Genomic DNA, 25,069 nt, shown 5'->3' with positions numbered 1-25,069 from the left:
ACGTTTTGACTCTCGAAAAAATTACAATGCCTCAACTTGGTGAAAGTGTGACAGAAGGAACGGTAAGTAGCTGGCTTGTGCAAGTTGGAGATCATGTTGAAAAGTATGACCCAATTGCAGAAGTAATGACAGATAAAGTGAATGCAGAAGTTCCATCTTCTTTTACTGGAACAATTAAAGAGTTAGTTGCAGATGAAGAACAAGTAATAGCTGTTGGAGAATTAATGTGTTTTATCGAAGTAGAAGATAACAATGAAGCAGTAGTTGCTGATGAAAGTGTGCAACAGCAAGTTAATGATGAAATGAAAGTGAAAGAAGAATCTACTGATACATCAATGAAAAAACGTTATTCTCCAGCTGTTATGCGTTTAGCACAAGAAAATGACATTGATCTAACTTCAGTAAAAGGAAGTGGACAAGGGGGAAGAATCACCCGCAAGGATTTGGAAAGAACGATTGCAAATCCACCTTCAAAAATTGAAGCAACAGTAGAAAAAAAGGTTGAGCAAAACAGTCACATTAGAAATGAAGAGCAACAAACAGTAGAAACAGCTATTGGTGATAAAGAGATTCCAGTAACCGGTATTAGAAAAGCAATTGCAAATAATATGGTTCGTTCAACAACTGAGATTCCACATGCGTGGATGATGATCGAAGTTGATGTTACCAACCTTGTTAAATATCGTGATGCGGAAAAAACGAATTTTAAAGAGAGTGAAGGATATAATTTATCTTACTTTGCTTTTTTCTTGAACGCTGTGGCAAAGGCATTAAAAAAATATCCGGAATTAAACAGTTCTTGGGCGGGTAATAAAATCATTCAACATAAAGCAATTAATTTATCCATTGCAGTTGCACATGAAAAAGAATTATTTGTACCTGTGATTAAAAATGTTGACGAGAAAAGTATTAAAGGAATAGCGAAAGAAATTGATTCCTTAGCAAGGAAAGCGCGTAATGGTAACTTGACACAACGGGATATGGAAGGTGGTACTTTCACTGTTAATAATACGGGTTCATTCGGATCTGTCCAATCTATGGGAGTGATTAACTACCCGCAAGCAGCCATTTTACAAGTGGAATCAATTGTAAAACGTCCGATCATTATTGATGATATGTTTGCAGCACGAGATATGGTTAACCTATGTCTTTCGTTAGATCATCGTATATTAGATGGCGTAATTTCAGGTAAGTTTATGTCACATGTCAAAGAGATTTTAGAAAACATATCGGTTGACACAACGCCAATATATTAAAAGAAAAATCATCCATAGTCTTGGATGATTTTTTTAATATACTGATATTGTGCGCTTTTTAGTAGAACATGATAGAATAGATATATTATAGTAAAAAGAGGTGTTTAGATGAATAGTATAAAATTGGGTACAAGTGATTTAGAGGTTGGGGAAATATCTTTAGGTTGCATGCGCATGGATGCGCTTTCTAAAAAAGATGCTAGACATGTTATTGAAAACGCAATGGATTTAGGCGTAAATTTATTTGATCATGCTGATATTTATGGTGGTGGAAAGTCAGAAGAGGTATTTTCTGATGCGATTGAAATGAATCCGTTATTAAGAGAAAAAATGATTTTACAATCAAAATGTGGGATTCGTAATGGCTTTTTTGATTTTTCTAAAGAACATATTACATCTTCAGTCGAAGGAAGTTTAAAACGTTTAAATACAGATTATCTTGATATTTTGCTTTTACATCGTCCAGATGCATTGATGGAACCTGAAGAAGTAGCAGAGACTTTCACAAAATTAAAAAATAGTGGTAAAGTACGCTATTTTGGTGTTAGTAACCAAAATCCGATGCAGATAGAATTACTTAAAAAGTATTTAAAAGATGATTTAATCATTAATCAACTTCAGCTAAGTATCATGCACACACCAATGATAGATGCTAGTTTAAATGTTAATATGCAACATGATAAAGCGATTGATCGAGAGAACAGTGTTTTGGAGTATTGTCGTTTACATGATATAACTGTACAAGCTTGGTCACCATTCCAATATGGCATGATCAAAGGTGTATTTGTTGGTAATAAAGATTTTCCAGAAGTGAATGGTAAAATACAAGAGATAGCAGAAAAAAAAGGGGTAACTGATTCAGCGATTGCGATTGCTTGGATTTTACGTCACCCGGCAAAAATTCAACCGGTTGTTGGAACGATGAATCCGAAACGACTAGCGGATATTGAAAAAGCTTCACATATTACTTTAACAAGAGAAGAATGGTATGAGATATATCGTTCTGCAGGAAATGTGTTACCTTAAATATTAATAGAACTCACTACCAACTAGTTTTGGTAGTGTTTTTTTTTACTCGTATAAAATTATATTTCACAAAAACGTCACCTATAGACGCTGTATTCTATAGTATACTTTGGTTAGTTTTTCTAACAAAAATTAGAAGATTACCTTCTATTTAGTTAGTTAACAAATACATAGAGGCAGAAGGACTGGATTGCATGATTAGAAAATGGAAAGAGAAATTTTTAAATAGGGGTATTAGGAGTACATTAATTATTTATTTTAGTATGGTTGCTTTAGTTCCAATAATAGTGGTAGGTTTGCTTTCTTATAATCAAGCAGCAACATCGCTAGAAAATGAAGTTGGTAATAAAGTAAAAGACTATGCACTAGTTAATATGGAGAAATTAGATCGTACAATGTATGAAAGAATAAGGGACGTGCAAATCATGGCAAACTCAGATACTGTTCTGAATGCTATGGATGATAGTGTAGAAACGGAGGATTATTTAGATCAACAATTGGAGACGTTAGGTTATTATGCTTCGTTATCTATAATTAATTTAGACGGAACTGTCATTAGTCAATCTAGTAACGGTAATTCCGTATCATTAGAAACTAATACGACTGAATGGAATGAAGTGGTTGAGAATGGATTATCTATCTCAGAAGTAGTCTATGATGATGCGTTAGATAGCCACGTTTTAGAAATTAATGTACGAATAGATAATAATACAGAGGATAGAGTATTGCAAGCTAAGTTCAATGTTGAGCATATTTGGGATGATGTTAATAGTATTTCAAGTGATAATGTTGTGGTTGAATTAGTAAATCAAGATGGTGAAAAAGTTGCTGATACAATTTCTAGCGCAAGTACTGATGTTGATGCAGAGATAACAGAACTTGATCAGTCATCTCAACTATTCACTGAACTAAATGTTTCTACACCTGGTGAATCAGGTTTTATCAAAGCAAAAAACAGTTCAGGTAATGATGCAATTATAGGGTATGTCAAAAGTGCTGGATATAAAGATTTTAAAGGATTTAATTGGTCGCTAATTGTTAGTGAGCCAACAGAAAACGCATTACAATCCATTGAAAAAGTAGGCGCTGTTATTTTACTAATTGGTAGTATCACACTTGTTACTGCTATTGTATTGTCAATATTTATCGCAAGGAATATTGCTGATCCACTTATTGGGTTACGTAATCAAGCATTAATCATTGCTAAAGGAAACTTAACTCAAAAGGTAGAAATGAAAGGTAGGGGAGAAGTTCGACAACTTTCTGAAGCGATGAACCAAATGATTGCTAATTTAAGAGAAACAATTGAGCACACTAGTGATGCTTCCGATCGAATTGATCAGCAAAGTAATGCATTACAAAAGATTAGTAATACTATACAAATAGGTAGTCAACAATTGACTTCTACCATGCAGGAGTTAGCTAGCGGAGCAGAAGAACAAGCTACTTCTGCAACAGATATAGCATCATCAGAACAACATTTAGATAAGCAAATTGGTAAAGTAAAACATGAATCAGTATTATTGGAAAAGTCTTCGATAAGTGTTTGGAACATTTCGAATGAAGGAACAGATCAGATGAATGATTCCATTACACAAATCGAAGTAATTAATAATGAAGTGAGAAATGCAGTGAGTAAAGTTCAAGGTTTAGAAAAACAATCACAGGCTGTGTCTGACTTGACTGTTGTAATTAACAATATTACAGAACAGACAAATTTATTAGCACTGAATGCAGCAATTGAAGCAGCAAGAGCAGGTGAAGCTGGGAAAGGCTTCTCTGTAGTAGCAGATGAAATTAGAAAGTTAGCAGAACAAGTTAGTTTATCTGCAGTAGATATAGCTGAGGTAATCAATCAAATGCAACAAGAATCTAAATCGCTAGCTGTTTCTCTGGATGGAGCTCATAAGCAAGTAAACAAAGGTGTTACTCAAATAAAGCAATCTGCAACATACTTTTCAACTATAAAAAATGAAGTCACTCAAATGAATCAACGTATTGCAACTGTTACAACTAACCTAAAAAGAATCGAAGATAACAGTAAGGAAATGAATGTTGGTATTATCCAAATTGCTTCTGTTTCGGAAGAAAATGCAGCAAATATAGAAGAAACCTCTGGATCGATAGAACAACAAAAAGAAGCAGTAGATTTCTTATTAGAACAAGCAGAGGTATTAAAGACATTATCAAATAAGTTAAATCTGAGAGTGAAAAAATTTCAAATTGAATAAGTGAAAGCTAATGATACGCTCTCTAATGAACGTACATTAGCTTTTCGTTTTATTGTCTAGTTCCTTTTGTGTTTTGGGATTGCAATATCATAAAAATCAGCTGTTAATTTTTCAAACCCTTCACTTAATTCTTTATCTTTCATAGGTAATCCATGTCCAGTTAAAAGTAATTTTGGTTTTAATTTGGCAAGTGTTTGAACTGATCTTTCTGCATCATCCCAGTCATGTGTAAAATATGCAGGAGGTCCATATAGTTTAATGATTGGTAGAAGTACCGCCAAACTTGATTCGGGATTTTCAGTTGTAACCGCATCGCCTGCAATTAAAATTTTGTCACTTTCTCGGAAAAGGGAGATATGTCCTGGTGTGTGTCCAGGTGTATGAATATAATGCCAGTCATCAAGGAAGGGAAGTTTTCCATCAGCTGACAATGTCTTAGCTAAATGTTTTAAATTGACTGCATCTGTAGGAAACACTGGTGATAATAAAGAAAGTAAGCCGCCACCAACAGTTGGATCAGCTGGTGGATACTCACATGTGCCATCAACAAAAGGTAATTCCTCAGGATGTACATAAATAGATACATCCCAATGCTTTGCTAACTTTTTTGCAGATCCTACATGATCAAAATGAGCATGTGTCAAAATAATAGCTTTTGGTGGAGTGTCATTAAAGCGTTTTTTTGCAGCTGAAATTATTCGCCCATGATAATGAGCAATTCCTGTATCAATAAGTACCCAATTTTTTTCTGATGGATTACCAAGCATGTATACATTGGATACTAAAGTACGATAAACTGCAATATCTTCGGTTATTTCTTCTGCAATTGCATGATCCATGTTTGTTTCTAGATGGGTTGATATATCCGTATGCTTTTCCATAAATATATAGCTACTCCTTTTTTGATTAGTTTGTAAAATAATATTGTAATTATGCATTTCACGCGACTTTCTTGGATTTTATTAGCTTAGCTGCTTTCTAAAAGTTTGTTGTTTAAGACCAAATCACTATAAATTGCGACGTAAGGAAATGATAAATTAGATGGTGAGTTTGTACGTTTAAGCGCTACAGAACTATAAAGAGTAGAACAAATTTTTTATAAAGTTACATCGTATTTTCTATCTTTATTGTAATGAAACAATTTTTTCAAAAAGACTCGATATTCGAATGAAATATGGCACGATACAAAGATAAAAGTCTTGACAACATAAGAATAAAGTCGTAGTATAAAATAACTATTATAAAGAAGTAATAATTACTTTATCAAATGGGGTGAAAGCAAATCGTATTATTTAATTATAAAAAGGCAAATTGTTTGAAAGAACAGGACGCAAAGCTAAGGGTCTAACGTATTTGTTTATACTAGGATAGCCTAGCTACCAAATAATATTACTATTTGGCCATTCTAATTGAGAATAGTTTTATTTTTGTGAAATTACAAGGGGGACACACCAAGATGAAAAACAAACTAGAATCCTTTTTTAACAAAAGCTTACAAAGGCAAATTTTAATACCATTTATTACATTATTAATAGTAGTAGGCATAGTAATCAGTTTCGTTAGTTATACATATAGTGTTTCGATCACAACAAATGAATTAAGTGAAAGTGTCAAACAACAGGCTAATATACTTAGTGGTGCAGCAACAGCTGGAGCAAGTGAAACAGCAATAATAGATATAGCAGATAATACAAAAATTGGTGAAACAGGATATTTTGCCGTTATTAGTAATGGCGAATTTATTGCCCATCCAGATGAAACGATGACGGGTGTAGATATTACACATGAAGAGTATTATGAAAAGATTATCGCTACTAATGCTAGATCTGGTACAGTGGAATATATGTATGAAGGTCAAGAAAAAATATTAGGTTTTTCTGTTAATGAAACAAAAGATTGGATAATCATAGGAACAGTTTATATAGATGAATTAGAGGACAAAGCAACGCCAATTCTTTTACCCATTGCTACTGCACTAATTCTCTCTATTATTATTGCTATTATTGTATCTTTATTTGTATCTAAACAAATCACAAAGCCGATACGTTCCTTACAAAGTAATATGAAGGAAGTAGAAAATGGCGATTTATCTATAACTTTAATACAGAAAAGAACAGATGAAATTGGTCAACTTTCCATTTCTGCAAATGAAATGAAAGAAAAATTACGAACTATGTTAAACAGTGTTTCAGAAGCAGCGCAAGCTATTACATCTAATAGTCATGAGCTTTCCCTTTCAACAAATGAAGTAAAAGCTGCTTCAGAACAAATCGCAGTTACCATGCAGGAAATTGCATCAGGATCAGATACGCAAGCAACACATGCTAGTAATTTATCCATATCTATGCGAGAATTTACGGAGAAAATTGAGCAAGCAAACGAAAAGAGTATCCACATAAAAGACGCTTCAAACGCGGTCCGTAATTTAAGTGGAGAGGGAAGTTCATTGATGCTTCAATCTGTTAAACAAATGGAAAATGTTGATTCAATTGTTAATCAAGCAGTAGTTAAGGTGCAAGGATTAGATGTGAAATCAAAAGAGGTAACAAAACTAGTGTCAGTTATTAAAGACATAGCTGAGCAAACAAACCTTCTTGCTTTAAATGCTGCGATTGAAGCAGCACGTGCTGGAGAAGCAGGAAAAGGTTTTGCAGTAGTAGCTGATGAAGTTAGAAAATTAGCAGAACAAGTTTCTGGTTCAGTTATAAGTATTACAGAAATAGTTAATATGATCCAAACAGAAACTTCAGACGTGACGAACACATTGGAAAATGGTTATCAAGAGGTAAAGCAGGGTAGTGAGCAAGTTAAGAAAACGGGACAAACATTTGAACAAATTAATCAAGCCTTAGTAGATATGTCTAATCAAATTACAATAGTAAATGATAATTTACTACAAGTAACAAATACAAGTAAAGAAATGAATAGTGCCACAGAAGAAATAGCAGCTGTTGCAGAGCAATCAGCTGCAGGAGTCGAACAAACTTCTGCTTCAGCTCAAGAAACAAGCAGTGCAATGGAAGAGATGGCTAATCATACAGAAGACTTAACAAATGTCGCAAAAAATTTAGCGAATCAAGTCAATAAGTATAAACTATAAACGTAAATAAAAAACACCTTCGAAAAATGACGCGATATTGTGTTCATAAACGAAGGTGTTTTTATTAAATAGCTTGGTTAATACTATTATCCTTACCAGATTGATCTAGTGCATCTAAGCAATTATCCAAATGATCAAAACCTCTGAAGGAAGGTCCCTTATAATTTTCAGATTGTAAAGTCCAAATTGGTGTTAGTGGTATTAAAGCTTCTTCAGAATAACTCATAAAAGGTAAATAAACATAATAGTTTCTAGTGTTTACAGTAATTTTATAACCTATATACAAAGAGTCTGCTTGACCTTTGGCTAGATATGTTGTCATACTATCAAAATGATATTTATTAGATAATTGTGGTATGGAAAGCTCAAGATTTTCAATTAATTGATTGCGCATACGTATTTTCATTAAGACCGCCTCCGAATAAGTTTATTACTAGGATGGCGATTTTTGTTAAAGTTTAAACATATTTTAGTCAAAATTTTTAAGAAAGTAGGTAATTGGGTTATCTGTGTAGAAGTCTGTATCTGGAATCGGCTTGTTATTTTTCGAGTAAATAGTCAACTGATTAATTACTTTCGCTAGATGATCCTTATTTGCTTCAGAAAAGTCATCAAAAGCAACACCGTAATAAAAAATATCTTGTCCAATTTCACTTTTCCAAACGAAAGATCCAATGATTTCAAAATCAAATCCTAATAGTGAAAAAGTATAAACAATTTTCATGTTTGATTGAACTGGTAATTTTAAATCAGACATTAGCTTTAAGCCACCTAAACTAATATTTTCAATTAATATGTTTGCCGTGCCTACATCTACTTTACGATTATTAATTTCAAGAATAGATAGTCCACCTTGTAAATATCCAGGGAAGGATAATCGATAATATTTTCTTCTTTCTACTTTAGGTTTTGTCACTTTAGTTGACTTTGGAATTGGAAGAAAACTTTTCTTAATCAATTCTTCAAATCTGTTATTTGGTACAGCTTCGGAAAAAAGATAACCTTGTATAAGGTGACACTCTTTTTGTTTTAGAAATTGAAGTTGTTCAAAATTCTCTACACCCTCAACAATGACTCTCATATCTAATGATTTTGCGAGATATAATATGCTACTAACTATTGCAGCATCCTTTTTATTATCATCCAATATATTTAAGATAAAAACGCGATCGATCTTTAATTCATCAGCAGGAAAATCGCGTAAGTATTGTAAAGATGCATAGCCAGTTCCGAAGTCGTCAATTGCAATTGATATACCTAATGCACGTAGTTGTGAAAGTGTATGCTGTACTTTGTTTTCATTTTTTAAATATGTACTTTCTGTGATTTCAAATGTTAGAAAGTGTGCAGAAATATCATATTTTTCTAATTGCTCCTTGATAAATGAAATTAATCCTGGTTTTAAAAATCGATTAGGAGATATATTTATAGAAATAGGTCGTAATATATAATCTTGATCTTTCCATATTTTTAATTGTTCGATCACTTTTGTGATTACCCAATCCCCTATATCGTTCATCAGATAGTTCTCTTCAGCTAATGGAATAAATTCAGATGGAGACACTAAACCCCATTCCTTATGGTTCCATCTTAATAAAGCTTCAGCGGATTCAATTAATCCAGTGAAGGCATTTACTTGTGGTTGATAATAGACTTCAAATTCTTCATTAGTAATCGCTTTTCTTAAATCTCGTTCAAGCATGTATTTTTTAAAAGATGAAATATTATTGGATGGTGAGTAAAATTTATAGGTATTTCCTCCATTATTTTTTGCTTCTTTTAATGCAATGTGTGAACTTTCTAAAATTTTTAATTCTGTATCACCATTATCTGGATAAAAGCTAATACCTACACTTGTTGTAATATTTAACTGATAATCAAATATATTGATTTCCTCTTCAATTGTTCGCAAGAGTTTATCAGCTAAATTACTTGCTGTATCTATTTGCAATGTTTCAGTATCAATTATAATAAAGTCATTGCTTACTAATCTAGCAACATAACTAGTAGAAGATAAAGTCTTTGTTAGCTTGCTAGCAATATTTTGTAAAACTTTATTGCCAATTTGATAGCCTAAAGAGTCATTTATGTGAGAGAGACGATCTAAGTCCAAATAAAAGAGGGTGAATTGTTTTTTCTTCTGAATTAACTCAGCAATTTTCTCAGATATGCTACGTTGATTTGGTAGATTAGTTAGAACATCGTGTGATGCATAATAAACTAATTCCTCATGCATTACCATTTCTGAAGTTATATCAACTATAACTCCAAATAGAGCTATTAATTTATTGTCACTATTAAAGGATGGAATTGTTTGGTCAAAAACCCATTTAGTTTCTCCATCATGTGTGATAATTCGATAACGATGTTTAATTGACTTCCCAGCCACTAGCTCCTTTTGGCGATTGAAAACTTGTTCGCGGTCATTAGGGTGAATAATTGTATGCCAAATAGTTTCGTCATCATATATATCATCTAATGACAAATTGAAAATTTCCTCGGCACCTTTTGAAATGAAACTAAGTTTACTTGACGGATAATCTTTCATCCAAATCCCAGAGCTCAGATGGTCAAAAATTTGTTTAAACCGATTGTTGATGGTAATAAGTTCTTGTTCCAATTTTTTTTCAACAGTAATATCTTGAATCATACCAATTAATTTATATGGCTTTTTATTGATAAAAGATACTTCAGCTTGTGTTTTTAAGTAACGTAGTTCATTGGTTTTCCCATGATAAATTCGATATTCAGAATAGTAATTTTCCCCTTTTAAAGCTTTTTTAACCTTTGCTAAAGCTTCGTCAAAATCATCTGGATGCACATATTGGAATGGTTCAGTCATTGGAATATATTGAGAATGGTCAAGTCCGAAAATGTCATAAAAATAATCAGAGCAATATAATTTATCTTCATCTATAATATATTCCCAACTACCAACCTGGGCAATTTCTTGTGCGTGTATTAAATGTTTCTGAGTTAATTCAAATTGTTTCGTTAACATACCGTGGTTTTGTTTATTCGCAATGTCGTCATCTTTTGAATGTCCATTAGTTGATTTGTTTGAAAATAAGCGGTTGATTACGCTACTGAACTTAAGATTCTCCTTTTTCATTGTTAACAACCCCCTCTGATGTCTACCTATGCAGTATACTATTTTATGACTAATTATGCATTATTTCGTCTTATAACTATTTAATACTACAAATAAACTTTTAAAAATCGCACATTTTGCGGTTACCCGGGAAATACAATTAATTGCTAGATCAATTGAAAGTTGTTAAAATAATGTTGGTAGGAAAAGTGTACAGATAAACAGAGGAGTTGAATAGAGTGGATTTTAATTTATTTATGGGAGACATTGTTCAAACAGCTCGACAAGAAATGAATGAAGCTGGCTACAAGGAATTGACAACAGCTGAAGAAGTGGATCAAGCATTGACAGCAAAAGGGACAACACTTGTAATGATTAATTCTACATGTGGTTGTGCTGGTGGAGTTGCACGTCCAGCTGCTACTCATATTGTAAAAGCTACTCATCGTCCTGATCATCTTGTAACAGTATTTGCGGGTCAAGATAAAGAGGCAACGGAGAAGGCTCGTGCATATTTTAAAGGTTATCAACCTTCCTCTCCTTCATTTGCACTATTAAAGGACGGAGAAATTGTAACAATGGTAGAACGTAGTAATATTGAAGGTTATAGCGCTGAGCAAGTTGTTTATCAACTACAAGAAGCTTTTGAAAAGGCTAACTAATACTTTTTCTCAAATCCCTGTTCTTATGTTTACGAGATCAGGGATTTGTTCTATACTTATGTATTATACTATCTATATAAATAGAAAAGATTAAGTGGGGAGCAGAAATTGTGAAAATTGGTTACCGTACGATCAAAACTGCTATTGCAACTCCTTTAGCAATTTGGCTGGCAGAGCTATTTCAATTAGACAATTTTGTATCTGCAGGAATTATCGCAGTATTATGTATTCAGACAACAAGAAAACGATCATTCTTAAGTGCTTGGCATCGTTTTGGAGCTTGTCTAGTTGCAATGGTATATTCATTTGTTATCTTTGAAACGCTAGGTTATCATCCGATTTCAATTGGACTATTACTGTTAGTGTTTATTCCAACAACGATCAAACTAAACTTAACACCAGGTATCGTTACTAGTTCAGTAATCTTATTACATTTGTATAGTGCAACCTATATTACCTGGGAATTAGTTTGGAATGAAGTATTATTGATTATTATTGGAATAGGCTCAGCCTTGCTTTTAAACTTATATATGCCAAGTTTAGAGTCGAAATTGCAATCTTTACGTAAAAAGGTTGAGAAAAACTTTCAGCAAATTTTAGAAGAAATAGCGGTCTATCTTCATGAAGGTGAAAAAAATTGGACTGGTAAAGAGATTACCGAAACGGAGAAGTTATTTCGACAAGCTGATTTATTAGTATCAAGAGATGCTGAAAATCATTTATTGCGCGAAGAACATCCCTATAAGGATTATTTTGATATGCGTAAAAAACAATTTGAATTGTTAAAACGAATGTTGCCAGTTATTAGTCAAATGAATGAGTTTACGGAACAATCCGACCGCATAGGGAGCTTTTTTGATGATTTAGCTGAAGCAGTTCATCCTGGTAATACAGCAAATAAACATTTAGATTCAGTTGATGATTTAAAAAAACAATTTGAAGAAGATGACCTTCCTAAAACACGAGAGGAATTTGAATCAAGAGCTAATCTATTTCAATTGTTACATGAAATTGAGGAATATTTAGAGATTAAAAAAGCACGTACACCTGAGAAATTAACAAAAATTTAAACAAGGACATAATTAAACTTTGATTGTAAACACTATGGGAAACATAAAAATGAGGGATTAAAATGAAATCGATCATGCTTGCCATCATTTTGATAGTTTCACCACTGTGGCCATTAGGAGAAAATCCAAGTTTAAATGCGCCATTTATAATAGTGAATAAACAAAGTAATCAATTAGCATTTGTAAATGAAGGAAAAGTACAAGAGATTTATCCAGTTGCAACGGGCGCCACAGAAGAACTAACACCAAATGGGATCCATACAATCATTGTTAAAGCAATCAATCCTTATTATCGAAAAAAGGATATACCTGGTGGCGACCCAAAAAACCCACTCGGATCCAGATGGATAGGTTTTAATGCAAAAGAAACAGATGGTAGAATGTATGGAATTCATGGCACTAATCAACCAGATTCAATAGGAAAGCGTATCTCAGCTGGATGTATTCGTATGATAAATGAGCATGTCGAAAAACTCTACGATCAAGTTCCTATAGGTACAAAAGTATGGATTTTAAGTTCAAATGAGGATTTTGAAAGTCTTGCAAGAGAAGCAGGGGCAATTGAGTAATAAACCAACCAATAAGAATTGGCTGGTTTATTAGTTTAATTTAATTTACTAGGAAAGCTAGTCCTGCTGTGAATGTCGATAACACCATAGCAAGAATCATTATATAGACTATTATTTTATTTCGTCTTTGACGTTTTGAAATTTTTCTTGGTTCCTTGGATACTGTTTTGCTCGCCATTATTTCCGCCTCCTTCAAACACATTACTACTAAGTATTTTATCGTGAATTAGCAAAAGGTACAACCTTTTTCCATATGTTAAAATTGACAATTGATAATTGGTTCGCTAACGTAATCAGTGAAACATGTTTTACGATAGAGGAGGAAGTCAAAAAATGGTCAATCAAGATCGACTTATTGAAGAATTTATGGAATTAATCCAAATTGATTCAGAAACGAAAGAAGAAAATGAAATAGTTGATGTCTTAAGAAAGAAATTTACAGATTTAGGCTTAGAAGTAGTAGAAGATGATAGTAAATCAAGAACAGGACATGGAGCAGGTAATCTTATTTGCACATTGAAAGGCGATAAAGAGGCTGATGCAATTTATTTCACATCGCATATGGATACTGTCGTTCCAGGAAAAGGTATTAAACCATCAATAGAGGATGGTTACATCGTATCAGATGGAACAACGATACTAGGTGCAGATGATAAAGCTGGATTAGCCGCACTATTAGAAGCAATTCGATTACTTAAAGAAGAAAATATTTCACATGGTGATATACAATTTGTTATAACAGCAGGTGAAGAGTCAGGTCTAGTTGGTGCAAAAGAATTAGACACAAGTCTTTTGAAAGCGAAATTTGGTTATGCAGTAGATAGTGATGGCGTTGTTGGTGACATTATTGTTGCAGCCCCAACACAAGCTAAAGTTATTGCGATTGTTAAAGGGAAAACGGCACATGCAGGTCTAGCACCAGAAAAAGGTGTTTCTGCAATAACAATTGCATCAAAAGCAATTGCAAAAATGCCCTTAGGAAGAATAGATAAGGAAACTACAGCTAACATTGGACGTTTTGAAGGTGGTCAAAAAACAAACATCGTATGCGACTATGTTGAAATTCTAGCAGAAGCTCGTTCGCTTGATCCAGAGAAACTGGAAAAACAGGTGCAAAAGATGAAAAAAGCCTTTGAGGAAGCAGCAACTGAAATGGGTGGTAAAGTAGAAGTGGAAAGTACCATTATGTATCCTGGATATAAACAAGTTGATGGGGATCATGTTGTAGAAGTTGCTAAGAGAGCAGCAAAACGTATTGGACGTGAGAGTAAGTTAAAAACAAGTGGTGGTGGAAGTGACGCTAATGTGATTGCAGGGTTTGGTATTCCAACAGTTAACTTAGCGGTTGGTTATGAAGAAATCCACACAACAAATGAAAGAATGCCTGTAAAAGATTTAATTAAAGTTACCGAATTTATCGTTGCAATTATTGAAGAAGCAGCCACTAGTAAGTAAATGAAAGTATAATACGTCTCTCTTGTCATGGGGAGACGTTTTTTGTGCTAAATATAAACGTTGGACTTATCCAATCGACTAGCCATACTAATAAAAATCGTGCTATACTAATTTAGAACGAACGTTCTTGTAAAGGGAGAGACCTATGTCTAAATGGTATCCAAAAAACGGTAGAGTAATATTTCATGTAGATATGAACAGTTTCTATGCATCAGTAGAGGTGGCTTATGACCCGTCATTAAAAGGAAAACCGCTTGCAATTGCAGGTAATCCAGAAGAACGCCGCGGAATTGTAGTCACGAGTAGCTATGAAGCAAGAGCAAAAGGTGTCAAAACGACAATGCCTTTATGGGAAGCGAAAAGGCTTTGTCCCAATCTAATTGTTATGCGTCCAAATTTTGATCGTTACCGTAAAGCCTCTAGTGAAATGTTTAAAATGCTTGCAGCAATTACACCTTGTGTGCAACCTGTATCAATTGATGAAGGGTACATGGATATTACCGCTTGCGTTGCTTTAGGTTCTCCTTTAGAAATAGCTGAACGTCTTCAAAATCAGATACGCGATGAATTAGATATACCTTGTAGTATAGGTATTGCTCCAAACAAATTCTTAGCTAAAATGGCTTCAGATATGAAGAAACCGATGGGAATTACTGTATTGCGAAAACGTGATTTAGCAGATAAGCTTTGGCCATTACCTGTTGATGCAATGCATGGAATTGGTGCTAAAACTGCAGAGAAGCTAAACAAAGTTGATATTATTACTATTAAAGATTTGGTTGAAGCGGATACTTATACTCTAAAACGTTTGCTTGGTATTAATGGGGAAAGGCTTCAGAATCGAGCGAATGGAATTGATTTAAGACCTGTTGATCCAGAAGCTATATATGATTTTAAGAGTATTGGTAATTCAGAAACATTACCTGAGGATACGATTGATGATAGAGAAATTGAAAAATTAATACGGAAATTAGCACGAAAAGTTTCTACGAGGTTAAAACGAAAAGAAGTAGTCGGACAAAATGTGCAAATTATGATTCGGTTTCATGACCGTAAAACGATTACAAGAAGTGTTAAATTATCCGAATTTATTGAAGAAGAAGAAACGATTTTTTCTGTTAGTTATGATTTGTTTGAAAAGCATTGGAATGGTGATCCCATTCGTTTGCTAGGAGTTACGGTGCAAGATTTAGTAGACAAAAAGGAAATTAGTCAACAACTCAATTTATTTACTTATGAGAAAGCGGCCTCTAAAGAAAAACTTTTTCAAACAATGGAGAAATTAACCGAAAGATACGGTGAAAACACATTTAAAAGGATAAAACAAGTAGAAGATAAGAGCCAACCACGCACTAGCTTTCAAAAAGATTATCTAGATGATTATAAAAAATAAGCACAATTCTCTTTCACTACAACAGAATTGTGCTTTTTAGTATGTTCATTTATGTTTTACTTTTGATTGATTTCCCACTCAAGTAAATCAGCCGCAATTTTTGTATTAGGAAATATTACGGTAGCTTCTGCTTCTAGTTGATCAATTGATTCCCCTTGATAGCGAGAGGAAATATGAGTTAATAGCAACTGATTTACATCTCCAGCACGAGCAAGTTCTGCTGCTTGTTTCGTTGTGGAATGGTAATAATTATAAGCCATTTCGTCTTCATCTTGAGCAAACGTTGCCTCATGAACTAGGGCATCACTGTCTTTGATAAATGAAGCTAATTCAGCTACATATCTTGTGTCCCCTATAATACTTACTACTCGTCCTTTTTTGTTAGGACCGATAAAATCAGCACGCTTAATCGTGTTGCCATCAGCGAGAATGGTCGTTTCATTTTCTTTAATTTGTTGATAAATAGGCCCTGGTTGAATTCCATTCAACTTTAATTTCTCAGCTAAGAGTTCCCCTGGTGAATCCTTTTCTATAATGCGATAGCCATAAGAGTCAATTGCATGTTCTAACTTTTTACAATAAACGTAAAATTGGTTGTCTTCAAACAAAAGGCCTTCTTCTACTTCATGAAAATGAAGCGGGTAGCGTAGATATGTTCGACTAACCTCTAGACTAACAGAAATGTATTCTGCTATTCCCTTAGGACCGTATATTGTTACAGGAGTAATTCCATCTTGAAATGATCGACTACTAAGAAATCCAGGTAAACCATAAATATGGTCTCCATGCAAATGCGTGATGAAAATTTTATCTATTTTACGCGGTCGAATTTTTGTATGTAAGATTTGATGCTGTGTCGCTTCACCGCAATCAAACAACCAAGCCGTACCACGTTCTTGTGTAAGGTCTAAAGCAATTGCAGATACATTTCGTTCTTTAGAAGGAACACCTGCTCCAGTACCTAAAAATTGTAGTTTCATTACTTACCATCCTCGACTATATTGTTTTGGTGCTTCTAGTGTTGTGTTTAATTCATCAGCTGCGGTTTTCGCCCAATATGGATTACGTAATAACGCTCGTGCTAGAAAAATTAAATCAGCACGTTCATTCTGTAATATTTCTTCCGCTTGAATACCAGTAGTAATTAAGCCAACAGCTCCAGTTGGAATTGCTACTTGATTCTTAATGACTTCAGCTTTTGGTACTTGATAGCCTGGATAAGGTTTGATTGTCGCAGGTATTACCCCACCAGTACTGCAATCAATTAGTGAAATAGATTGCTTTTTCATTTCATTACTAAAATAAATGAAATCATCTATTGTATTACCATTTTGATCATATTCATCAGCAGATATACGAACAAAGAGTGGACCTGTCCATTCTAACTTAATGGCATCAATAATTTCAGATAAAATACGATAACGATTCTCTCGATTTCCACCATATTGATCATCTCGTTTATTTGTTAAGGGAGATAAGAATTGATTAATTAAGTAACCATGTGCAGCATGTATTTCAATGATGTCAAAACCAGCCTGTTTAGCTCGTTTAGCAGCTAATTGAAATGCTTCAATCGTCACTTTAATAGCTGTTTCAGACAGAGTGATTGGTGTTTGATAGTTCTCATCAAAAGCAAGCGCACTTGGGGCAAAAATGTCGTTAGGAAGAGCTGCTTTTCTACCAGCATGTGCCAATTGTATACTGCTTTTTGCCCCATGTGCATGAATACGGTCTGTTAATTGTTGTAATCCTTCAATATGGTCATTGTGCCAAATCCCTAAATCTTTAGTTGATATTCTACCTTCAGGTTGAACCGCAGTTGCTTCTAGCATGACTAGCCCGACTTGACCAGCAGCACGTGATTCATAATGTGTAAGATGAAACGGTTGAACGGTTCCATCTTCTGGTTCGCTTGAGTACATACACATGGGTGCCATAACAATTCTATTTTTTAATGTTACATCCCCAAATGTAATTGGACTAAATAATTTTCTTTCCATCTATTAACCTCCTGTTTCATTCTAAAATATCTTGTTCAAATAATTCTCTTGTTTCAATCGCGATATGTGGTAAGTCGGTAAAGATCGCACGTATCCCTAATTTATAGCAACGTAACATTCTAGCTGGTCTGTTGATTGTATAACAAGCCAAATATAAGTCATTAGATGCTGCATGATCAATAAATGCACGATTCAATAAACGATATTTTATGTGTAAACCAGTAGCACCCAACTTTTGAGTATAGGTAAATAAATCGGTAATTCGTTGTGACGTCAATAAAGCAGTTGTTACATTTGGATCAATTTGATACATTCGTTTTATACTATTTGGATTAAAACTAGAAATAACTGTTTGATGAAGCTTATTATATTTTTTTAATAGTTCATAAACAAGTTTTTCAATGTTTCTATATGCAATTATATTTGTTTTTAATTCTAAATTAAGTAATAGTTTTTTATCTTTTGACCAACATAAAAAATCCTCAAGTGATATGATACGAGTATTAACATAATATTCTGAAAACCAAGATCCAGCATCTAATTTCTGTAACTCCTTAAATGTATAGTCTTGAACAAAACCAGTTCCATTAGTAGTCCGTCTTACATTCTCATCGTGAATTAATACAGGAATGTGATCCTTAGTTAATTGAATATCCGTTTCAATTCCATCTGCGTTTTGTTCATAAGCAAGTTGAAATGCTGGCATTGTATTTTCCGGTGCTAGTTTGCTAGCTCCACGGTGTGCATAAATAATTGTTTTCAATCTTTTCACCTCATAGTTAAGGTATTCTTTATGATTGTGTTATATTTCTAAAAAAAAGTCAATTTGAAAGTGAGGGATATCTCATGAAATGGCAAAGGAAAAAGGCATTAGCAAAAATTACTTTGTGAGTTTGTCTCGCACCCAACAGTGACAGGGAGCGAAACGGAGAATTTTTTCCAACTTATTTAAAAGAAAAATTATCTAGAAACAAATATTTTCAAAATAATCCCGATAATATTAAACTTAATGATGTTTCAATTGAGAATGTCGATCATGATTGAATTAGTAAATGATTTAGCTACCTTTGTAATGATCTTGGTCCAATGATTATCATATTTTTTAATAAACCGTTTTATCCTCCCGTCAGTTCAGATAAAGATCCGCTTATTAAGCATGTGGTTGAAGAGATGCAACGATATTCAATGAAGCAGTACGCTATTCCATTAGAACGTATAACGTATTTTCAAGGCTGATCAGATTTGAGTTATATTGGCCCATTATCGAATGGCAAAGATCTTTCCTTATTCTATCAAAATAGTATCGAGGAACCATTTGCTAATTTAATTATACCAATACTAAACCTGGGGCTTTTGGGAAGAGACCCACATCAGGCAACAGAGCGATTAGATCTAGAATATAGCTTTAATACGTTTCTAAATCTGCTAAAAATAACAATAAAACTACTTATTTGCATAAACAACGACTAAATAGGATAATTGAAATATAAGATCAATTGTATAAGAGAAGGGAACAAAAATGAGAGATTTTACAAATAAAACAATAATGATTACTGGCGCATCTAGTGGTATAGGAGAAGGTTTAGCTTATAAGCTAGCGATGTCTGGTGCGAATTTGATTCTAATGGCACGTTCTGGAGATAAATTAAAGAAACTTAAAGAAAAATTAGAACAAGATTACCCGATTATATGTACCTATTATATAGTTGATTTATCTAATAGTGCGTCATGGGAATCTTGTTTGTCAAAAATCGAAGCAAACCATCTTACAATTGATGCGATGATAAATAATGCAGGATTTGGAATATTTGATGCTGTTGAGGATGCGGATTATCAAGACATAGAAAAGATGTTCCATGTAAATGTTTTAGCTTTAATCAAAGGGATTCATTACTTTTTACCCCATTTCATTAAAAGAAAACAGGGACATATTATAAATATAGCCTCCTTTGCTGGTAAAATTTCTACTCCTAAGTCCTCTGCTTACAGTGCAAGTAAGCATGCTGTTTTAGGATTTAGTAACGCACTTCGTTTAGAGGTGGAGAAACAGGGTGTGTATGTAACAACAGTTAATCTTGGCCCAGTGCGAACAAACTTTTTTGATGCAGCTGATCCAACCGGAAGGTATCAAAAAAGTGTTAAAAGGTTTATGATTGAGCCAGAGCAAGTTGTTGATCAAATTACTAAATCTTTATTTAGAAAAAAACGGGAAATTAACTTACCAAGATGGATGGAATTTGGTAGCCGGCTATATCACATATTGCCTGGATTTGCTGAACGTATATTGCGTAATCAGTTCAGTAAAAAATAAGCGTATTGTATTTTTGCACAGAAATTTTTATAATAAAATATAAGTTGAAATAATGGAGGGTACTCCGATGAATTTAACGATTACGGAAATAGCAGTAGAAAAATTGAAAGCACTGAATACTCATAATCAAAATTACCTTGTATTATTGTATGACAATGATGGATGTGATTGCAGTGTAAGTGGTATACCTACTATTCGCTTTTCTAATAATAGAAAAGAAAAAGATAATGACGTAACGTGCACTGAATTTGATGTTATTGTAGATTCGTTCCATGAAATGTTTTTTGAATCAGAAGTTAAACTTGATTTTATAGGGAATGTATTTCGTTTATCAAGTCCAGCAGGCATGTTAAATCCAGTTATTTCTAGGAAGACAGTAATAAAGGAAGTGTTAGCATGAGTAAAAACGAAGAAATAAATAATTTAAAAGATAGATTAGATCCCGCTTTATTAAAAGCTTTACAAAGTAAGAAAGAATCGTTAAAACAAGTAGAAGCAGATAAAGTAGAAAAGATACGGAAGCAACAAATAGCTGAACGTAAAGAAAGAGAAGCAAATAAAAGTTTTGAAGAGCTTTTAGGAGAAAGTGACTTGAATTGGAAAAAATTCAAGTGAAAGGCTTGGGTCTCAGGATATGTAGTTTAATATTTGTGTAAAAACAAGTCTATAACAATTTTAAGACCAAATCGTATAGTAATTTGGTCTTTTTTAGATAAACTATAATCTTATAAAAATGCAGTCCTTAAAAGAAGCTACGTTCTAAAAGTATGTAATATTATTAATAATTGATAGACTCCGTCAAAACGCTCCTTGAGTCGGAATTACCATCAACTGCGATGTAAACCGCCATGTTGATTTTCGCTTCGGACAGTCGCTTTCCGCGGGCAAGTCTTTTCGATGGGTCGAGTAATCGCAAACCCAACGCTTCAACTTCCTCGGAAGCAAAAAGCACTTCCTGCGGGATTTTCAGCTGTTGCTTTTCCCGCAGGAGTCGACTGTCCTACGCTACAATCAATTAGCATAACGTGAACAGCTATTGTCATAAGCACAATTAAAATTCTTGAACAGTAGACGATGTATCAGTTTTATCGCCTATCCAGCGGAGCAAGTGAAATGGGCGAGACTCCTGTGGGAACAGCACGGGCTGAAGATCCACTCGGAAAGCGAATTATGCTTATCCGAGTTAGCTGAAGCCGTGCCCACGGAAAGCGATCCCATTTCAATTGTGGAGCGAATATGGAAACTACGTCGCAGTTTCTATCAAGTTTGTCAGTCAAAGCACCATAAAGCTTTCGAATAATGAAGTCAACTTCCATTTTGTATGGTGAGACTTTCTAGTTCACAAGTTAAAGATATTTATAAGGGGTATATTGGATGTACAAGGCCATTATTAATAAAGAAACTTATATTTCCATTTTAGAACCTATGCATGCTGAGGAATTGTATCAGTTAATTAATAGAAGTCGAGAAACTTTAGGGGAATGGCTTTCCTTTCCTGCAAAAACAAACACTGTTGCAGATTCACATTTATTTATTGAGAAATCTCTAAAAAATTTATCTGAAAATAACGGATATTGGGCTGGGATTTGGTACAAAGAGAATATTGCTGGTTCGATAGGATATTTATATATGGACTGGCGTGCAAAAAAAACTGAAATAGGCTACTGGTTAGACGATGATTATATCGGCAAGGGATTGGCAACGTTGGCATGTAAACAACTGATTAATCACGCATTTAACGATTTGCAATTAAGAAAAGTAGAAATTAGTGTAGCAAATAAAAACATAAAAAGCAAAGCAATTCCTGAACGTTTAGGTTTTAAACAAGAAGGCGTTATCCGTAACTACGAATATTTAAATGGTGAATACCATGATAGAGTCATTTATGGAATGCTATTAGAGGAGTGGAAAAATGCAACTAATTAAAAAAACGAATAAAAATTTTCGCATGTTTAGCTACACTACTGATTGTTGTTCATAATCTAACAATCAGCAGTGTAGCTTTCCCTATTTATAAACCTGTTAGTTTTAGTGTTCTAGCTATATTATCTACCCTACTTATGTTACTGACTTCATTCTATTTATCGATGATTTTGGTAAGTGATAGGTTTTGATACTCTTTGTAAGGCTTGATAAGTAGACTCAGAAAATGGAGCCGCATCTTTCAGTTTTATGTTATCTAGCAGTTGTTTCGTTGAACTTGCGCCAACTACAGCACTTGCAACAGCAGGTTGGTGTAAAACATACTGTAAGGCAGCTACTGTTAAAGAGTTTGTTTCTTTACTTAATTCATTCGTCATAGCTACTAACGCATCATAGTTATATCCTAGATAACCATCTTTACCTTTTTGCTTAACAACTTCAGATGCTTGATCACTTAACATTCCTTTTGCTAAAGCACCTCTAGTTACGACGCTGATGTTATTTTCTTCTAATAGATCGAATACTTCTTCTTCTGGTCTTCGATCAAACAAACTATATTGCATCATTACAGATACAAGCGAAGAGCGCTTCACATATTCACGAATCACATTTGGTCTGATTGAGGAGATGCCATAATAACGAATGAGCCCTTCTTTTTTTAACTCTTCAAATGCTTCTATGGTTTCGTCAATTGGATCTTCAATCGTTCCACCATGGAGCTGATAGAGATCAATATAGTCCGTTTGTAACCTTTGTAAGCTCTTCTTTACTTGCTCTTTGATATATGACTTGGAAGGGTCCCAAAACCAAGTGCCATTTTCAGTAAGGTGATTACCTACTTTGGTTGCTAAAATAATATCGTCTCGTTTTCCTTTTATTGCTTTACCAACAATTGCTTCGTTTTCTGTTTTGTCATATAAATCAGCTGTATCTAAATAATTAATCCCCTGGTCAAGAGCTTCTGTAATAATGTTAGTGGCTTTTTGTTGATTTGTTCCTAAAGACATACATCCTAATCCCAATTCAGAAACATATAAATCTGAATTACCTAAACGGTTTTTCTTCATGAATAATCGTCCTCTCCTTTATAGATACTACTTATTGTAAAAAGAAACACAACGAAATACAACTCTTGCAATTGCTATGGTAAAATAAATGAAAGAATAATCGAGAGGGGTTTAGTATAATGGCTGAAAAATTTGAAGAGAAAACAATTCAAACAACTAATATTTTTAATGGAAAAGTGGTAAGCCTACAAATTGATGAGGTATCTCTTCCGAATGGTAAGACATCAAAAAGAGAGATCATTAAACATCCTGGTGCTGTTGCAATTATAGCATTGACAGAAGAGAATAAAATTGTTTTTGTTGAACAATATCGTAAACCATTAGAAAAAAGTTTAGTAGAAATACCTGCCGGGAAATTGGAAGAGGGAGAAAAACCAGAGGTAACTGCTTTACGTGAATTAGAGGAGGAGACAGGTTATACAACGGATCAATTAGAACTTGTTATTTCTTTTTATTCATCACCTGGTTTTGCAGATGAGCTTTTATATATTTATTTCACAGATAAACTTAAACCGTTAGAAGAGAAAAAATCTCTAGATGAAGATGAGTTTGTTGAATTAATGGAATTAACTTTAGAGGAAGCGGAAGCATTAATGGCAGAACAAAAAATTCATGATGCAAAAACAGTATATGCGTTAATGTATGTTAAACAATTATTAAAAAAGTGAGGTTCTTTATATGTCGTTACAGTCTATATATGCTGATCTACATATACACATTGGCCGAGATTATCATAACAAACCCGTTAAGATTACGGGTTCTAAAACGTTAACACTAACCAATATTCTAAAAGAAGCAAGTCGTAAAAAAGGCATACAATTAATTGGAGTGATTGATTGTCATGTCCCTGCTGTACAAAACGAATTGGATCAATTACTAGCAACGAACAAAGCAGAAGAGCTAGAGGATGGCGGTATAAAATTCGAAGAGGTAACATTAATCTTAGGATCTGAAATCGAAGTCTATGATGAAAATTGTCATGGACCTATTCATGTTCTTTGTTATTTACCTAATTTGCATAAAATGAAACAATTCACCGATTGGTTATCAACTAGAATGACCAATATCAATTTAAGTTCACAACGATATTACGGTTCAGGAAAAGATTTGCAATATAAAGTGAAAGAATTAGAAGGTTTGTTCATTATCGCTCATGTATTTACACCATTTAAAAGTCTATATGGTAAAGGGGTTAATCAATCATTAACGGAAGTATTTGATCCGGATTTAATTGATGCAATTGAATTAGGCCTGAGTTCTGATACTGAAATGGCAGATGTAATTAAAGAATTACACGCTTATACTTTTTTAACTAATTCTGATGCACACTCATTAGCAAAAATTGCCCGAGAATACCAAAAGGTGCAAGTAGCATACCCAAGCTTCAAAGAATTAACATGGGCACTGCATCGGGTCGAAAACAGAAAAATAGAAGTAAACTATGGAATGAACCCACAACTAGGTAAATACCATACGACAGTATGTAAACAATGCTTGTCTAATCAAATAGAGGGGACTATTTGCAAAACATGTGGTCACGATGGGGTTATAAAGGGCGTAGCGGATCGGATTAACGAACTAAAGGATACAAATGAACAACCTATAAACCGTGTTCCATATATCCATCAAATCCCACTTGAATATATTAAAGGGCTAGGTCCAAAAACAGTAGATAAACTTCTTGAAACATTTGGTACAGAAATGAATATTATCCATCATGCTGCAGAAGCAGAGTTAACGAAAATTACGACAAAATCGATAACGAAACAAATTTTGCAAATGCGCGAAGGGAAACAAACTGTCAAATCAGGTGGTGGAGGTAAATATGGACAAGTTACTTGGGAGAACAATTAGAACGAAAATGTGAGTAATTGGTCTATTTAATAAACTTCCCTCATAGATTCTTACTATAATC

23 protein-coding genes and 1 riboswitch are annotated in these 25,069 nt (G+C 33.8%); of the genes, 15 read left to right on the top strand and 8 right to left on the bottom strand.

Going from position 1 to position 25,069, the window contains the following annotated elements; genetic code table 11:
• Positions 1-5: 5 nt before the first annotated feature.
• The 3 genes from DM447_RS10960 to DM447_RS10950 all read left to right on the top strand — a co-directional run bounded on the left by DM447_RS10960 (position 6) and on the right by DM447_RS10950 (position 4,513).
• On the top strand, positions 6-1,256 hold the full coding sequence (locus DM447_RS10960; protein WP_112181258.1) for a dihydrolipoamide acetyltransferase family protein: 1,251 nt from the start codon (positions 6-8) through the stop codon (positions 1,254-1,256).
• Between the two features lie 108 nt (positions 1,257-1,364).
• Positions 1,365-2,282 (top strand): aldo/keto reductase, encoded by a 918-nt coding sequence (locus DM447_RS10955; RefSeq protein WP_112181257.1) that lies wholly within the window; start codon positions 1,365-1,367, stop codon positions 2,280-2,282.
• A gap of 194 nt (positions 2,283-2,476) precedes the next feature.
• On the top strand, positions 2,477-4,513 hold the full coding sequence (locus DM447_RS10950; protein ID WP_112181256.1) for a methyl-accepting chemotaxis protein: 2,037 nt from the start codon (positions 2,477-2,479) through the stop codon (positions 4,511-4,513).
• Positions 4,514-4,569: 56 nt separating this feature from the next.
• On the opposite strand, the gene DM447_RS10945 is transcribed toward DM447_RS10950, so the two are convergent.
• Complete coding sequence (locus tag DM447_RS10945) at positions 4,570-5,394, bottom strand: MBL fold metallo-hydrolase (protein WP_112181255.1); 825 nt, start codon at positions 5,392-5,394, stop codon at positions 4,570-4,572.
• A 414-nt stretch (positions 5,395-5,808) separates the two neighbouring features.
• Positions 5,809-5,897, top strand: a riboswitch (cyclic di-GMP riboswitch).
• A gap of 72 nt (positions 5,898-5,969) precedes the next feature.
• Here DM447_RS10945 and DM447_RS10940 point away from each other — a divergent pair.
• Positions 5,970-7,613, top strand: a complete 1,644-nt coding sequence (locus DM447_RS10940; protein ID WP_232824040.1) for a methyl-accepting chemotaxis protein — start codon at positions 5,970-5,972, stop codon at positions 7,611-7,613.
• A 64-nt stretch (positions 7,614-7,677) separates the two neighbouring features.
• Here the strand turns inward: DM447_RS10940 and DM447_RS10935 are convergent, their stop codons facing one another.
• Together DM447_RS10935 and DM447_RS10930 are read right to left on the bottom strand one after the other, a co-directional pair.
• Positions 7,678-8,019 carry a DUF5634 family protein gene (locus DM447_RS10935; RefSeq protein WP_112181254.1) on the bottom strand — a complete coding sequence of 114 codons (342 nt, stop codon included), beginning with the start codon at positions 8,017-8,019 and terminating at the stop codon, positions 7,678-7,680.
• A gap of 63 nt (positions 8,020-8,082) precedes the next feature.
• Positions 8,083-10,725 carry an EAL domain-containing protein gene (locus DM447_RS10930; RefSeq protein WP_112181253.1) on the bottom strand — a complete coding sequence of 881 codons (2,643 nt, stop codon included), beginning with the start codon at positions 10,723-10,725 and terminating at the stop codon, positions 8,083-8,085.
• A 236-nt stretch (positions 10,726-10,961) separates the two neighbouring features.
• On the opposite strand from DM447_RS10930, the gene DM447_RS10925 reads away from it, so the two are divergent.
• The 3 genes from DM447_RS10925 (at position 10,962) to DM447_RS10915 (ending at position 13,005) form a co-directional block, all read left to right on the top strand.
• Positions 10,962-11,366 carry a BrxA/BrxB family bacilliredoxin gene (locus tag DM447_RS10925; RefSeq protein WP_112182731.1) on the top strand — a complete coding sequence of 135 codons (405 nt, stop codon included), beginning with the start codon at positions 10,962-10,964 and terminating at the stop codon, positions 11,364-11,366.
• 107 nt (positions 11,367-11,473) lie between these two features.
• Positions 11,474-12,436 carry an aromatic acid exporter family protein gene (locus tag DM447_RS10920; protein WP_112181252.1) on the top strand — a complete coding sequence of 321 codons (963 nt, stop codon included), beginning with the start codon at positions 11,474-11,476 and terminating at the stop codon, positions 12,434-12,436.
• Positions 12,437-12,498: 62 nt separating this feature from the next.
• Positions 12,499-13,005: a L,D-transpeptidase gene (locus DM447_RS10915; protein ID WP_112181251.1), complete on the top strand. Its 507-nt coding sequence runs from the start codon at positions 12,499-12,501 to the stop codon at positions 13,003-13,005.
• 40 nt (positions 13,006-13,045) lie between these two features.
• On the opposite strand, the gene prli42 is transcribed toward DM447_RS10915, so the two are convergent.
• The gene (gene prli42, locus DM447_RS18370) at positions 13,046-13,183 is read right to left on the bottom strand and encodes a stressosome-associated protein Prli42 (protein ID WP_157967314.1); all 138 of its coding nucleotides are present in this window, start codon (positions 13,181-13,183) and stop codon (positions 13,046-13,048) included.
• A gap of 155 nt (positions 13,184-13,338) precedes the next feature.
• On the opposite strand from prli42, the gene DM447_RS10910 reads away from it, so the two are divergent.
• Both DM447_RS10910 and DM447_RS10905 read left to right on the top strand, forming a co-directional pair.
• Positions 13,339-14,460: a M20/M25/M40 family metallo-hydrolase gene (locus DM447_RS10910; RefSeq protein WP_112181250.1), complete on the top strand. Its 1,122-nt coding sequence runs from the start codon at positions 13,339-13,341 to the stop codon at positions 14,458-14,460.
• Positions 14,461-14,605: 145 nt separating this feature from the next.
• Positions 14,606-15,853 carry a DNA polymerase IV gene (locus DM447_RS10905; RefSeq protein WP_112181249.1) on the top strand — a complete coding sequence of 416 codons (1,248 nt, stop codon included), beginning with the start codon at positions 14,606-14,608 and terminating at the stop codon, positions 15,851-15,853.
• Between the two features lie 56 nt (positions 15,854-15,909).
• Here DM447_RS10905 and rnz read toward each other — a convergent pair whose 3' ends face one another.
• The 3 genes from rnz to DM447_RS10890 are packed head-to-tail and all read right to left on the bottom strand — an operon-like array spanning position 15,910 to position 18,616.
• A complete protein-coding gene (gene rnz, locus DM447_RS10900) occupies positions 15,910-16,833 on the bottom strand; it encodes a ribonuclease Z (RefSeq protein ID WP_112181248.1) in 924 nt (307 codons plus the stop codon).
• A gap of 3 nt (positions 16,834-16,836) precedes the next feature.
• A complete protein-coding gene (namA, locus tag DM447_RS10895; RefSeq protein WP_112181247.1) occupies positions 16,837-17,853 on the bottom strand; it encodes an NADPH dehydrogenase NamA in 1,017 nt (338 codons plus the stop codon).
• Positions 17,854-17,869: 16 nt separating this feature from the next.
• Positions 17,870-18,616, bottom strand: a complete 747-nt coding sequence (locus DM447_RS10890) for a glycerophosphodiester phosphodiesterase family protein (RefSeq protein WP_112181246.1) — start codon at positions 18,614-18,616, stop codon at positions 17,870-17,872.
• Positions 18,617-19,372: 756 nt separating this feature from the next.
• Between DM447_RS10890 and DM447_RS10885 the strand changes: the two genes are divergently transcribed.
• The 4 genes from DM447_RS10885 (at position 19,373) to DM447_RS10865 (ending at position 22,090) form a co-directional block, all read left to right on the top strand.
• Positions 19,373-20,164, top strand: coding sequence for an SDR family NAD(P)-dependent oxidoreductase (locus DM447_RS10885; protein ID WP_112181245.1), 792 nt, complete (start codon positions 19,373-19,375; stop codon positions 20,162-20,164).
• A 67-nt stretch (positions 20,165-20,231) separates the two neighbouring features.
• The gene (locus DM447_RS10880; RefSeq protein ID WP_157967313.1) at positions 20,232-20,564 is read left to right on the top strand and encodes an iron-sulfur cluster biosynthesis family protein; all 333 of its coding nucleotides are present in this window, start codon (positions 20,232-20,234) and stop codon (positions 20,562-20,564) included.
• On the top strand, positions 20,561-20,779 hold the full coding sequence (locus tag DM447_RS10875) for a YqkE family protein (RefSeq protein WP_112181243.1): 219 nt from the start codon (positions 20,561-20,563) through the stop codon (positions 20,777-20,779). Before DM447_RS10880 ends, DM447_RS10875 begins: the two co-directional genes overlap by 4 nt.
• Positions 20,780-21,538: 759 nt before the next feature.
• Positions 21,539-22,090 carry a GNAT family N-acetyltransferase gene (locus DM447_RS10865; protein WP_112181242.1) on the top strand — a complete coding sequence of 184 codons (552 nt, stop codon included), beginning with the start codon at positions 21,539-21,541 and terminating at the stop codon, positions 22,088-22,090.
• Positions 22,091-22,245: 155 nt separating this feature from the next.
• Here the strand turns inward: DM447_RS10865 and DM447_RS10860 are convergent, their stop codons facing one another.
• Positions 22,246-23,154: an aldo/keto reductase gene (locus tag DM447_RS10860; RefSeq protein ID WP_112181241.1), complete on the bottom strand. Its 909-nt coding sequence runs from the start codon at positions 23,152-23,154 to the stop codon at positions 22,246-22,248.
• Positions 23,155-23,273: 119 nt separating this feature from the next.
• Here DM447_RS10860 and DM447_RS10855 point away from each other — a divergent pair, with 119 nt between their 5' ends.
• Positions 23,274-23,822 (top strand): NUDIX hydrolase, encoded by a 549-nt coding sequence (locus DM447_RS10855; RefSeq protein ID WP_112181240.1) that lies wholly within the window; start codon positions 23,274-23,276, stop codon positions 23,820-23,822.
• Positions 23,823-23,832: 10 nt separating this feature from the next.
• Positions 23,833-25,008, top strand: a complete 1,176-nt coding sequence (locus DM447_RS10850) for an endonuclease Q family protein (protein WP_112181239.1) — start codon at positions 23,833-23,835, stop codon at positions 25,006-25,008.
• Positions 25,009-25,069: the final 61 nt, after the last annotated feature.

Source organism: Paraliobacillus zengyii, assembly GCF_003268595.1.
Classification (GTDB): Bacteria; Bacillota; Bacilli; order Bacillales; family Amphibacillaceae; genus Paraliobacillus_A; species Paraliobacillus_A zengyii.
Note: the sequence above shows the minus strand (reverse complement) of the source record. Positions and strands in the feature narration are given on the sequence as shown.

Bases quoted from the DNA above. Each gene is read 5' to 3' on its own strand.
- DM447_RS10955 (WP_112181257.1), top strand. From the start codon at position 1,365: ATGAATAGTATAAAATTGGGTACAAGTGATTTAGAGGTTGGGGAAATA.
- DM447_RS10950 (WP_112181256.1), top strand. From the start codon at position 2,477: ATGATTAGAAAATGGAAAGAGAAATTTTTAAATAGGGGTATTAGGAGT.
- DM447_RS10945 (WP_112181255.1), bottom strand. From the start codon at position 5,394: ATGGAAAAGCATACGGATATATCAACCCATCTAGAAACAAACATGGAT.
- DM447_RS10940 (WP_232824040.1), top strand. From the start codon at position 5,970: ATGAAAAACAAACTAGAATCCTTTTTTAACAAAAGCTTACAAAGGCAA.
- DM447_RS10935 (WP_112181254.1), bottom strand. From the start codon at position 8,019: ATGAAAATACGTATGCGCAATCAATTAATTGAAAATCTTGAGCTTTCC.
- DM447_RS10930 (WP_112181253.1), bottom strand. From the start codon at position 10,725: ATGAAAAAGGAGAATCTTAAGTTCAGTAGCGTAATCAACCGCTTATTT.
- DM447_RS10925 (WP_112182731.1), top strand. From the start codon at position 10,962: ATGGGAGACATTGTTCAAACAGCTCGACAAGAAATGAATGAAGCTGGC.
- DM447_RS10915 (WP_112181251.1), top strand. From the start codon at position 12,499: ATGAAATCGATCATGCTTGCCATCATTTTGATAGTTTCACCACTGTGG.
- prli42 (WP_157967314.1), bottom strand. From the start codon at position 13,183: ATGGCGAGCAAAACAGTATCCAAGGAACCAAGAAAAATTTCAAAACGT.
- DM447_RS10910 (WP_112181250.1), top strand. From the start codon at position 13,339: ATGGTCAATCAAGATCGACTTATTGAAGAATTTATGGAATTAATCCAA.
- DM447_RS10905 (WP_112181249.1), top strand. From the start codon at position 14,606: ATGTCTAAATGGTATCCAAAAAACGGTAGAGTAATATTTCATGTAGAT.
- rnz (WP_112181248.1), bottom strand. From the start codon at position 16,833: ATGAAACTACAATTTTTAGGTACTGGAGCAGGTGTTCCTTCTAAAGAA.
- namA (WP_112181247.1), bottom strand. From the start codon at position 17,853: ATGGAAAGAAAATTATTTAGTCCAATTACATTTGGGGATGTAACATTA.
- DM447_RS10885 (WP_112181245.1), top strand. From the start codon at position 19,373: ATGAGAGATTTTACAAATAAAACAATAATGATTACTGGCGCATCTAGT.
- DM447_RS10880 (WP_157967313.1), top strand. From the start codon at position 20,232: ATGAATTTAACGATTACGGAAATAGCAGTAGAAAAATTGAAAGCACTG.
- DM447_RS10875 (WP_112181243.1), top strand. From the start codon at position 20,561: ATGAGTAAAAACGAAGAAATAAATAATTTAAAAGATAGATTAGATCCC.
- DM447_RS10865 (WP_112181242.1), top strand. From the start codon at position 21,539: ATGTACAAGGCCATTATTAATAAAGAAACTTATATTTCCATTTTAGAA.
- DM447_RS10860 (WP_112181241.1), bottom strand. From the start codon at position 23,154: ATGAAGAAAAACCGTTTAGGTAATTCAGATTTATATGTTTCTGAATTG.
- DM447_RS10855 (WP_112181240.1), top strand. From the start codon at position 23,274: ATGGCTGAAAAATTTGAAGAGAAAACAATTCAAACAACTAATATTTTT.
- DM447_RS10850 (WP_112181239.1), top strand. From the start codon at position 23,833: ATGTCGTTACAGTCTATATATGCTGATCTACATATACACATTGGCCGA.